The organism is Lutibacter sp. (assembly GCF_040883305.1).
Taxonomy (GTDB): Bacteria; Bacteroidota; Bacteroidia; order Flavobacteriales; family Flavobacteriaceae; genus Lutibacter.
The window spans coordinates 1-9849 of record NZ_JBFLKT010000177.1 but is presented as its reverse complement, the minus strand read 5'-3'; the positions used below and the strand labels follow the sequence as shown (position 1 = coordinate 9849).

Sequence of the window (9849 nt, the reverse complement as noted above, 5' to 3'; positions counted from 1 at the left end):
TGCCGTTTTATATTTTGATAGGATGTTATTTCTGCCTTATTTAAAATTTGCTGGTTATTTAAGTTGTTAATCTTAAGAGCTATCAAAATCCCAATGACACCAAAATAATTTCTCCTATTGCGTACAGAAGATATTTACTAAACTTACCAGTCGATCCGGTAGGCAGGTTTTTTGTAAATAATTGATATCTTATTTTTCTAAAGAAATGGACCATTCAAGTAATTTTAAACAAATTATTAAATTGCTAATTACTAGATTTTTAAGTAGTGATAATTATCATACTTCTATTTTTTTGATACTTTTCAATCTGAAAAATGAACGTAAAAAAGATATCTTTTTAGGACTTCTTTCTCCGCTGAGGGAACAATAAATCTTACCAAAAAACCCATAAATTTTATGTTTATGGGTTTTTTAATTTTAATGGTAATAATTTTATAGTCAAATAGCTACAAAATAAACCTGATTTTAAAATATATGATGAAATGAGCTTTAAACGGTTAAATTCTCTTGAGAAAACTTAATTTTTAAATTGCGAATCATATCACGAGTCATAGAATCTATAGAATGTTTAGGATTCCAATTCCAGTCTTTTCTTGCATCCGAATCATCAATACTCATTGGCCAAGAATCTGCTATCTTTTGTCTGAAATCTGGATTATAAGTTACTTGAAAATCTGGATATATTTTTTGAATTGCTTTTGTTAATTGTGCTGGATCAAAACTAAAACCTGCTAAATTATATGAAGTACGAATTGTAATCGCTTCTTTGGGAGCATCCATTAAGTCAATAGTTGCTCTAATTACATCTTCCATATAAATCATAGGTAAAGTAGTAGAATTACTTAAAAAGCATTCGTAATTTTCATTTTTTATAGCTTTATGAAAAATCTCAACTGCATAATCTGTAGTTCCTCCACCTGGCAACGATTGGTATCCAATTACACCTGGATATCTAATGGAACGCACATCTAAACCATATTTTTCAAAATAATATTTACTCCAGTTTTCTCCAGCCACTTTACTAATTCCATATACAGTTGATGGTGTTAGGTTTGAAGATTGAGCAGTATCAATTCTATCAATATTATCACCAAATACAGCAATAGAACTAGGGAAAAATACTTTTTCTACATTGTGAAGTCTTGAAACTTCTAAAATATTAAAAAAAGTTTTCATATTAATATCCCAAGTACTTAAAGGATATTTTTCTCCGTTGGCAGACAATATAGCTGCTAAATGATAAATTTGAGTTACTTTATATTTTAATACTATTTTTTTTATAGCATCAAAATCAGTAGCATCGAGTTGTTCGAAAGTTCCTATAAAATTAGGATTATCTCTTAAATCGGTTGCTATTACATTGGAAACTCCAAATTTTTCTTGTAATTCCTCAGTTAAAACAGTTCCTAACTGACCACTTGCTCCGGTAATTAATATTCTATCTTTACTCATTTTAAATACATTTTGAACAGTATAAAATTACACATTTATTAATTTTTACAATCAAATAAACTTATATTTCAATTAAAATAAGTATTTTTATCTTTCAAGCAGCATTTTATCTTTATTTTTATCTGAAAATTATATTCAAATTATATAAAACCAGTAATTTTATCTTTTTATGGAACGACTCGACGCAATAGATCTTAAAATTTTACGAATCTTACAAAAAGATTCAAAAAAGACAACTAAAGAAGTTTCGGAACTATTAAATCTTTCAGCTTCACCTGTTTATGAAAGAATTAGAAGACTTGAAAAAAATGGATATATAAAAAAATACGTCGCTCTTCTAGACAAAAGACTCGTAAATAAACCTATAACTGCTGTTTGTATGGTTTCTTTAAGGTATCATAATGAAGGTTTTATTGAAAAGTTTGAACGGCAAATTAAAGCGTTAAAAGAAGTACAAGAATGTTACCATATGGCTGGTAAAGTTGATTTTTTCTTAAAAATTAATTTAGGAGATTTAGATGAATACCACGAATTTGTTCGGTTAAAATTATCTAAAATTGAAAATATTGGTGTTTTAGAAAGTTATTTTGTTTTAAAAGAAATGTATAGTACAACCGAATACTATTTTTAAAAGGTAAAATTTATGCCAACTTGAATTTATTTTTGATTCTTAATGTGATTTATATTCAAAATTATAAGATGCTGAATCAAGTTTAGTGTGACGGTTGCTAACAACAATTAAAAAATGCTGAAATCGAAAATTTAAAAATCTCTTATTTTAAAATAAGAAAAGGCTGTATAATCGATTTCAGCATAATAGTTGTCAACATTTAAACATGTTAAAAGTTGGAATGTTGTAAAATCTCAAAGTTAGAAAGTTAAATGTTCAAATAATATTGAATTGCACAATTCAACAAATCAACAATTAAACGATACTAAAACTATTTTTTAAGCACTCTTTTAAGCACTACATCTTTATCTAATTTTCTTGTACAGAAATACCAATCTTTACAATCCATATCTTCTTTTCCTTGCATTCTATCTTCAGCTGAACCACAAGAACCTGCAGGACCAATAATTACATCATCTCCTGGCCTCCAATCGGCCGGTGTTGCAACTCCAAAAGCATCAGCAGTTTGCAATGCAATAACAACTCTATACAATTCATCAAAATTTCTACCCAAACTTAATGGATAGTAAATTATTGTTCTAATAATTCCTTCAGGATCAACTACAAATACTGCTCTAACTGCTTTTGTAGAATCTTCGTTTGGTTGAAGCATACCATATTTTTTGGCAACTTCCATAGTAATATCTTCAATTAAAGGGAATTTAACTTCTACATTTTTCATTCCTTTGTATTCAATTTTATCTTTAATTGAACGCAACCAAGCGATATGACTGTACAAACCGTCTATAGATAATCCAACCAATTTACAATTGGCATTTAAAAATTTATCTTCCATACTTGCAAAAGTCATAAACTCTGAAGTACACACTGGTGTAAAATCTGCTGGATGACTAAATAGTATTACCCAATCTCCTTTATAATCGTTTGGAAAATGAATATCTCCTTGCGTAGTTACCGCTTTAAATTCTGGTGCTTTATCTCCAATTCTTGGCATTCCTGTATATTCTTTTTCTGCTTCCATTTACGTGTATTTTTAATTTATAAATTATTATTCTTTAAACCTTGATTACTAATCTAAAGGCATAAATTTATAACATAAAAGCTGAAATAATTGTAACTTAAATTACCTATTGAAGTTAAAATAAGGTTAAAAAAGAAGGCTGTTTAAATTGAATATAAACAGCCTTCTTAATTATAAAGCAATATTTCTATACTACCAAGTAAATATTGGTCTATGAGACATCATTTCATTTACTTTTTCGGCAATATTTTCTAATCTTGTTTCGTCTGTATAGTTTTGGATTACTTCATCAATTAAATCAACAATAGCTTTCATATCATCTTCTTTTAATCCACGTGTTGTAATTGCAGCAGTTCCAATTCTAATTCCTGAAGTTACAAAAGGTGATTTATCATCAAAAGGAACCATATTTTTATTTACAGTAATATCTGCTTTAGTCAAAGCATTTTCAGCATCTTTACCACTAATATCTTTATTTCTTAAATCAATTAACATACAGTGATTATCTGTACCACCTGAAATAATATTATATCCTTTTTCAACAAAAGCATCCGCCATTGCCGAAGCATTTTTCTTAACTTGAATTTGATAATGCAAAAACTCATCTGTTAAAGCTTCTCCAAAAGCTATTGCTTTCGCAGCAATTATGTGCTCTAAAGGTCCACCTTGATTTCCTGGGAAAACAGCAGAATTTATAAGTGTTGACATTTTTTTAAGACTTCCGTTTTTCAACTTTAATCCAAAAGGATTGTCAAAATCCTTTCCTATCATAATCATCCCTCCTCTTGGTCCACGTAACGTTTTGTGAGTAGTAGTGGTAACAATATGACAATGAGGAATTGGATCGTTTAATATTCCTTTAGCAATTAAACCTGCCGGGTGCGAAATATCAGCCATTAAAATAGCTCCAACCTCATCTGCAATTGCTCTAAATTTTTTAAAATCTATATCTCTAGAATATGCAGAAGCACCAGCAATAATCAATTTTGGTTTGTGCTCTTTAGCTTGTTTTTCTAAATGATTGTAATCTATTGTACCTGTTTCCTTATTTACTCCGTAAAAAACCGGATTGTATAATTTACCAGAAAAATTTACAGAAGATCCGTGGGTTAAATGTCCCCCATGAGATAAATCGAAACCTAAAATTGTATCTCCAGGTTTTAAACAAGCGGCATAAACCGCCGTATTCGCTTGTGAACCAGAATGTGGTTGTACGTTTACATATTCAGCTCCAAAAAGTTCTTTAGCTCTATCAATTGCTATTTGTTCAATAATATCAACAACCTCACATCCACCATAATAACGCTTATTAGGATATCCTTCAGCATATTTGTTTGTTAAAATAGAACCTGCAGCTTCCATAACTTGCTCACTTACAAAGTTTTCTGAAGCAATTAATTCTAATCCGTTAGTTTGTCTTACTCTTTCGTCTTCTATTAAATCGAAAATAATTTGGTCACGTTGCATTCTTTTTACTTTTTTAAAAGTTAAATTAATCGCAAAAATAGCAATTTCATTTTTCTTTTAAGCAGAAACATATATATTTGATAAGAAAATTTAGTCGAACAAAATATAAATTAATTAATATGGAAATAACTGCTAACAATCAAAACAGAAAATCTTGGCTCCCTGTAGTTGAAGGATGTGATTTTCCAATTCAAAATATTCCTTTTGGAGTTTTTATTACAAGAGATGATATTATTACAATTGGAACAAGAATAGGTGAATATGCTATTGATTTAGGCGCATTTCATCAATTAGGTTATTTTAATGGAATCCCATTAACCGATGATATTTTTATGCAAGACTCTTTAAACGATTTTATTGCAGATGGTAGAAAAACCTGGCGTTTGGTAAGAAATAGAATTGCAGAAGTATTCGATAAAGAAAATCCAACGTTACGCGACAACGAAAAGCATAAAGAAATTATAATTTTTGATGTAAATGAAGTTGAAATGTTAATGCCAATTGATGTTGGTGATTATACCGATTTTTATTCAAGTAAAGAACATGCTACCAATGTGGGCACAATGTTTAGAGGAAAAGACAATGCCTTAATGCCAAATTGGTTACACATACCTGTTGGCTATCACGGACGTTCTTCATCGGTTGTAGTTTCCGGTACAAATATTAGAAGACCTCACGGACAAACTTTACCAAATGGAGCAACAAAACCTGTATTCGGACCTTCACAAAGGTTAGATATGGAACTTGAAACTGCTTTTATTACAACTTCTGCAAACGACTTAGGAAAAACTATTAATGCAAATGAAGCCGAAGAATATATTTTTGGAATGGTATTATTAAACGATTGGAGTGCTCGTGACATTCAAAAATGGGAATACGTTCCATTAGGACCATTCTTATCTAAAAACTTTGCTTCAACAATTTCTCCGTGGATAGTTACTTTAGACGCTTTAGAACCGTTTAGATGTGAAAGTCCAAAACAAGAAATTGAACCATTGCCATATCTGCAACTTGAAAATACATCCAATAGTTTTGATATTAAATTAGAAGTAACATTAGAAACAGAAAATGGAGATATAAACACCTTAAGCACTTCTAATTTCAAATATTTATATTGGACAATGGCGCAACAATTAGCGCATCATACTGTTAATGGTTGTAATGTTAGAGCTGGTGATTTAATGGGAAGTGGAACAATTTCTGGTCCTACTGAAAATAGTTATGGTTCATTATTAGAACTTACCTGGGGAGGGAAAAAACCAATTACTTTAAAAGACGGAACTACACGTACCTTTTTAAACGATGGTGACAACTTAATTTTACGCGGATATTGCGAAAATAAAAAAGGTAGAATAGGTTTTGGAAAATGTACAGGTAAAATTTTACCTCCTATTTTATTAAATCATCTAAAGAAAGATTAGAAATAATATCATAATGTGATTCATGCTTTACCACTACTCCATTTTTTAAAATAATTGCTTGCGGTGATTGATGATAAACATTAAATTCTTTTGCAATTTGGTTGGATATATTTCTATATTGTATTAAATCTAAATAGTAAAAAGCAACAGTTTCTAAAGTAGAATCTGTTGCTTTTTCAAATCTAGAAAGCACTCCACTACTTATTCCACAGCGTGTACTATGTTTAAAAATCATTACTAATTTATTATTTGATAACTCAACAATCTCTTTTAATTGAGTAGTTTCTGTTAATGGAATCCAGTTAAATGTATTCTTATTCTTTGTTTCTTTATTTGATTCGAAAATACCACCGAAAATTCCCATATTATTTTTGTGTTTTTTGTACCTTTAATAAGGTTTTAAGTTGTTTTCAAAAATAGACAAATTGTCGCTAACCTCTTCATAAACAAGACAAAATGACCTTTTTTAATCAGCAATTTCAATTGGAATATTTTTTGAAGCTACAAATATAAATACAAAAAAACTAAAACGTTATGAACTTTAATAAATTTACAATAAAATCGCAGGAAGCTATTCAAAAAGGACAGCAAATTGCAGAAAGTTATGGACATCAACAAATTGAAAACTCACATATTTTAAAAGCTATTTTTGAAGTTGATGAAAATGTAACTCCTTTTATTTTTAAAAAATTAGGAATAAATATAGAATTGTTAAAAAGCTTGGTTGATAAAACCATTGATAGCTATTCTAAAGTAACAGGCGGTGGCGACACTACCCTTTCCAGAAATGCTTCAAAAATGTTAACTACAGCAACTAATGAAGCCAATGATTTAAAAGATGAATTTGTTTCAATAGAACATTTATTATTGGCAATTTTAAATACAAAAGATACCACATCGCAAATTTTAAAAGATCAAGGAGTTACTGATAAAGCTATGCAAGCTGCAATCGCTGAATTGCGAAAAGGAAGTAAAGTAACTTCGCAAAGTGCTGAAGAAACTTACAATTCCTTAAATAAATATGCGCGTAATTTAAATCAGTTAGCAAAAGATGGAAAACTAGATCCGGTTATTGGTAGAGATGAAGAAATAAGAAGAATTCTACAAATTTTATCGCGTAGAACAAAAAATAATCCAATGTTGGTTGGTGAGCCTGGAACTGGAAAAACTGCCATTGCAGAAGGTTTAGCACACAGAATAATTAAAGGAGATATTCCAGAAAATTTAAAAGGAAAACAAGTTTATTCCTTAGATATGGGAGCACTTATTGCAGGTGCAAAATACAAAGGAGAATTTGAAGAACGCCTAAAATCGGTTATTAAAGAAGTTACCTCTGCCGAAGGTGAAATTGTACTTTTTATTGATGAAATTCATACGTTAGTTGGTGCTGGTGGCGGACAAGGTGCTATGGATGCAGCAAATATTTTAAAACCTGCGTTGGCGCGTGGCGAATTAAGAGCCATTGGAGCAACTACTTTAGATGAATATCAAAAATATTTTGAAAAAGACAAAGCTTTAGAACGAAGATTTCAAAAAGTTGTTGTAGATGAACCTGACACTGAAAGTGCTATTTCAATTTTACGTGGAATTAAAGAAAAATATGAAAATCACCATAAAGTACAAATAAAAGATGAGGCTATTATTGCTGCGGTAGAACTTTCGCAACGCTATATTTCAAATCGGTTTTTACCAGATAAAGCCATAGATTTAATGGATGAAGCTGCTGCAAAATTACGCATGGAAATCAATTCAAAACCAGAAGAATTAGATGTTTTGGATCGAAAAATTATGCAGTTAGAAATTGAAATTGAAGCTATTAAACGTGAAAAAGATGAAAAGAAATTGGCTTCACTTAAAAAAGAATTAGCTAATTTAAAAGAAGAGAGAAACGAAATTAATGCAAAATGGGTAAGTGAAAAAGAATTGGTGGATAATGTTCAAACTAGTAAAGAAGCAATTGAAAATTATAAACTAGAAGCTGAACGCGCCGAACGTGAGGGTGATTACGGTAAAGTTGCTGAAATAAGATATGGAAAAATTAAAGATGAACAAGAAAAGCTAGAAGAGCTTCAAAAAGAAATGGCTGAAAATCAAGATTCCGCCTTAATTAAAGAAGAAGTTACAAGAGATGATATTGCTGAAGTTGTTGCAAAATGGACTGGAATTCCTGTTACAAAAATGCTCCAAAGTGATCGTGAAAAGTTATTGCTTTTAGAAGACGAATTGCACAAAAGAGTTGTTGGACAAGAAGAAGCAATTGTTGCTGTTTCAGATGCTGTTAGACGTTCAAGAGCAGGTTTGCAAGACACAAAAAAACCATTGGGTACATTCTTATTTTTAGGAACAACTGGTGTTGGTAAAACAGAATTAGCCAAAGCATTGGCTGTCTATTTATTCGATGATGAAAGTTCTTTAACACGAATTGATATGAGTGAATATCAGGAACGTCATGCAGTTAGCAGATTGGTAGGTGCACCTCCAGGATATGTTGGTTACGAAGAAGGTGGGCAATTAACCGAAGCTGTACGACGCAAACCGTATTCCGTTATTTTATTAGACGAAATTGAAAAAGCACATCCAGATACTTTTAATATTTTATTGCAAGTGTTGGATGAAGGAAGGTTAACCGATAATAAAGGTAGAATTGCAGATTTTAAAAATACCATTATTATTATGACCTCAAATATGGGTTCTCATATTATTCAGGAAAAGTTTGAAAAAATGGATATGAAAAATAGAGATGTAGTAACTGAAGCTACTAAAGTTGAAGTTATTGGATTGTTAAGACAAACTATTCGTCCTGAGTTTTTAAACAGAATTGATGAAATTATCATGTTTACACCATTAAATTTAGAGGAAATTCTTAAAATAGTGAAACTTCAATTAAATGGCTTGATAAAAATGTTGAAAGCACAAGACATTCATATAGAATATACTGATGATTTGGTGGAAGCACTCGCAAATAAAGGGTTTGATCCTCAATTTGGAGCTAGACCTGTAAAAAGAGTAATCCAAAAAGATATTTTAAACCAATTGTCTAAAGAAATATTATCAGCAAGAGTAACATCTGATAGTCATATTTTATTAGATGCTTTTGATGATAAAATTGTGTTTAGAAATAAATAGGTGTCGATTCGTGATGCTGAACTAGTTTCAGCATCTCATTACACCATTAAATAATCACTTTAAAAATCTTTATTTTTTAAAAACCTACAAGAGTATAAAAATCTTGTAGGTTTCTTTTTATGTATCTTCGTGCTTAAATTAAATTTATTATGAATAAATTAGTATTACTTATTATTACGCTTTTTTGTATGCTTAGTTTACAAGCTCAAGAAACGGAAACAACTACCTATTATTTAATTAGACATGCCGAAAAAGTGCGTTCCAATATAAAAATTAAAAATCCTAACCTTAAAGAAAGAGGTGTTAGTAGGGCTATAAACTGGAGTAAAACTTTTGAACATATTAACTTTGATTTTATTTTTTCAACAAATTACAATAGAACAATTCAGACAGCTTTACCAACAGCAAAAAGAAAAAGTTTAGAAGTCCTATTTTATGATCCTAGCAATCTATTTAATGAGGAATTCAAAGCTCAAACTAAAGGAAAAACTGTTTTAATTGTTGGACATAGCAATACTACACCTCAATTTGTAAATAAAATTTTAGAAGCAGAAAAATATCCAGAAATGGACGATCGTAATAATGCGAACCTTTATATTATAACTATTTCAAATAATGCTATCTCAGATATACTTTTAAAAATTGCTGGTTAAAATATAATAATTAAGCTTTCACTCAAATTATACCATAATTTTGACTTATTGATTAATATCATTGCCAATAATTTATTA

Annotated in this window: 8 protein-coding genes; 4 read left to right on the top strand and 4 right to left on the bottom strand. The window is 30.0% G+C overall.

All coding sequences use genetic code 11. The features are described 5' to 3' along the window. Positions 1-489: 489 nt before the first annotated feature. Complete coding sequence (locus tag AB1Z17_RS05705) at positions 490-1452, bottom strand: NAD-dependent epimerase/dehydratase family protein (protein WP_368050836.1); 963 nt, start codon at positions 1450-1452, stop codon at positions 490-492. Between the two features lie 169 nt (positions 1453-1621). On the opposite strand from AB1Z17_RS05705, the gene AB1Z17_RS05700 reads away from it, so the two are divergent. After that, positions 1622-2083 (top strand): Lrp/AsnC family transcriptional regulator, encoded by a 462-nt coding sequence (locus AB1Z17_RS05700; protein WP_368050835.1) that lies wholly within the window; start codon positions 1622-1624, stop codon positions 2081-2083. A gap of 310 nt (positions 2084-2393) precedes the next feature. Here the strand turns inward: AB1Z17_RS05700 and AB1Z17_RS05695 are convergent, their stop codons facing one another. Together AB1Z17_RS05695 and glyA are read right to left on the bottom strand one after the other, a co-directional pair. Beyond that, positions 2394-3104, bottom strand: a complete 711-nt coding sequence (locus AB1Z17_RS05695) for a peroxiredoxin (RefSeq protein WP_368050834.1) — start codon at positions 3102-3104, stop codon at positions 2394-2396. Between the two features lie 192 nt (positions 3105-3296). Continuing rightward, positions 3297-4571, bottom strand: coding sequence for a serine hydroxymethyltransferase (glyA, locus tag AB1Z17_RS05690; protein WP_368050833.1), 1275 nt, complete (start codon positions 4569-4571; stop codon positions 3297-3299). A 119-nt stretch (positions 4572-4690) separates the two neighbouring features. Between glyA and fahA the strand changes: the two genes are divergently transcribed. Then, entirely contained in the window at positions 4691-5992 is a 1302-nt protein-coding gene (fahA, locus tag AB1Z17_RS05685; RefSeq protein ID WP_368050832.1) for a fumarylacetoacetase, read from the top strand. On the opposite strand, the gene ytxJ is transcribed toward fahA, so the two are convergent. Continuing rightward, positions 5961-6356, bottom strand: a complete 396-nt coding sequence (gene ytxJ, locus AB1Z17_RS05680; RefSeq protein ID WP_368050831.1) for a bacillithiol system redox-active protein YtxJ — start codon at positions 6354-6356, stop codon at positions 5961-5963. The two genes, fahA and ytxJ, sit on opposite strands and share 32 nt — an antisense overlap. A gap of 170 nt (positions 6357-6526) precedes the next feature. Here ytxJ and clpB point away from each other — a divergent pair, with 170 nt between their 5' ends. Further along, positions 6527-9118, top strand: coding sequence for an ATP-dependent chaperone ClpB (gene clpB / locus AB1Z17_RS05675; protein ID WP_368050830.1), 2592 nt, complete (start codon positions 6527-6529; stop codon positions 9116-9118). A gap of 149 nt (positions 9119-9267) precedes the next feature. Continuing rightward, positions 9268-9771 carry a histidine phosphatase family protein gene (locus AB1Z17_RS05670; protein ID WP_368050829.1) on the top strand — a complete coding sequence of 168 codons (504 nt, stop codon included), beginning with the start codon at positions 9268-9270 and terminating at the stop codon, positions 9769-9771. Positions 9772-9849: the final 78 nt, after the last annotated feature.

Excerpts from the sequence above, each read along its gene's own strand:
- AB1Z17_RS05705 (WP_368050836.1), bottom strand. The coding sequence starts at position 1,452 with ATGAGTAAAGATAGAATATTAATTACCGGAGCAAGTGGTCAGTTAGGA.
- AB1Z17_RS05700 (WP_368050835.1), top strand. The coding sequence starts at position 1,622 with ATGGAACGACTCGACGCAATAGATCTTAAAATTTTACGAATCTTACAA.
- AB1Z17_RS05695 (WP_368050834.1), bottom strand. The coding sequence starts at position 3,104 with ATGGAAGCAGAAAAAGAATATACAGGAATGCCAAGAATTGGAGATAAA.
- glyA (WP_368050833.1), bottom strand. The coding sequence starts at position 4,571 with ATGCAACGTGACCAAATTATTTTCGATTTAATAGAAGACGAAAGAGTA.
- fahA (WP_368050832.1), top strand. The coding sequence starts at position 4,691 with ATGGAAATAACTGCTAACAATCAAAACAGAAAATCTTGGCTCCCTGTA.
- ytxJ (WP_368050831.1), bottom strand. The coding sequence starts at position 6,356 with ATGGGAATTTTCGGTGGTATTTTCGAATCAAATAAAGAAACAAAGAAT.
- clpB (WP_368050830.1), top strand. The coding sequence starts at position 6,527 with ATGAACTTTAATAAATTTACAATAAAATCGCAGGAAGCTATTCAAAAA.
- AB1Z17_RS05670 (WP_368050829.1), top strand. The coding sequence starts at position 9,268 with ATGAATAAATTAGTATTACTTATTATTACGCTTTTTTGTATGCTTAGT.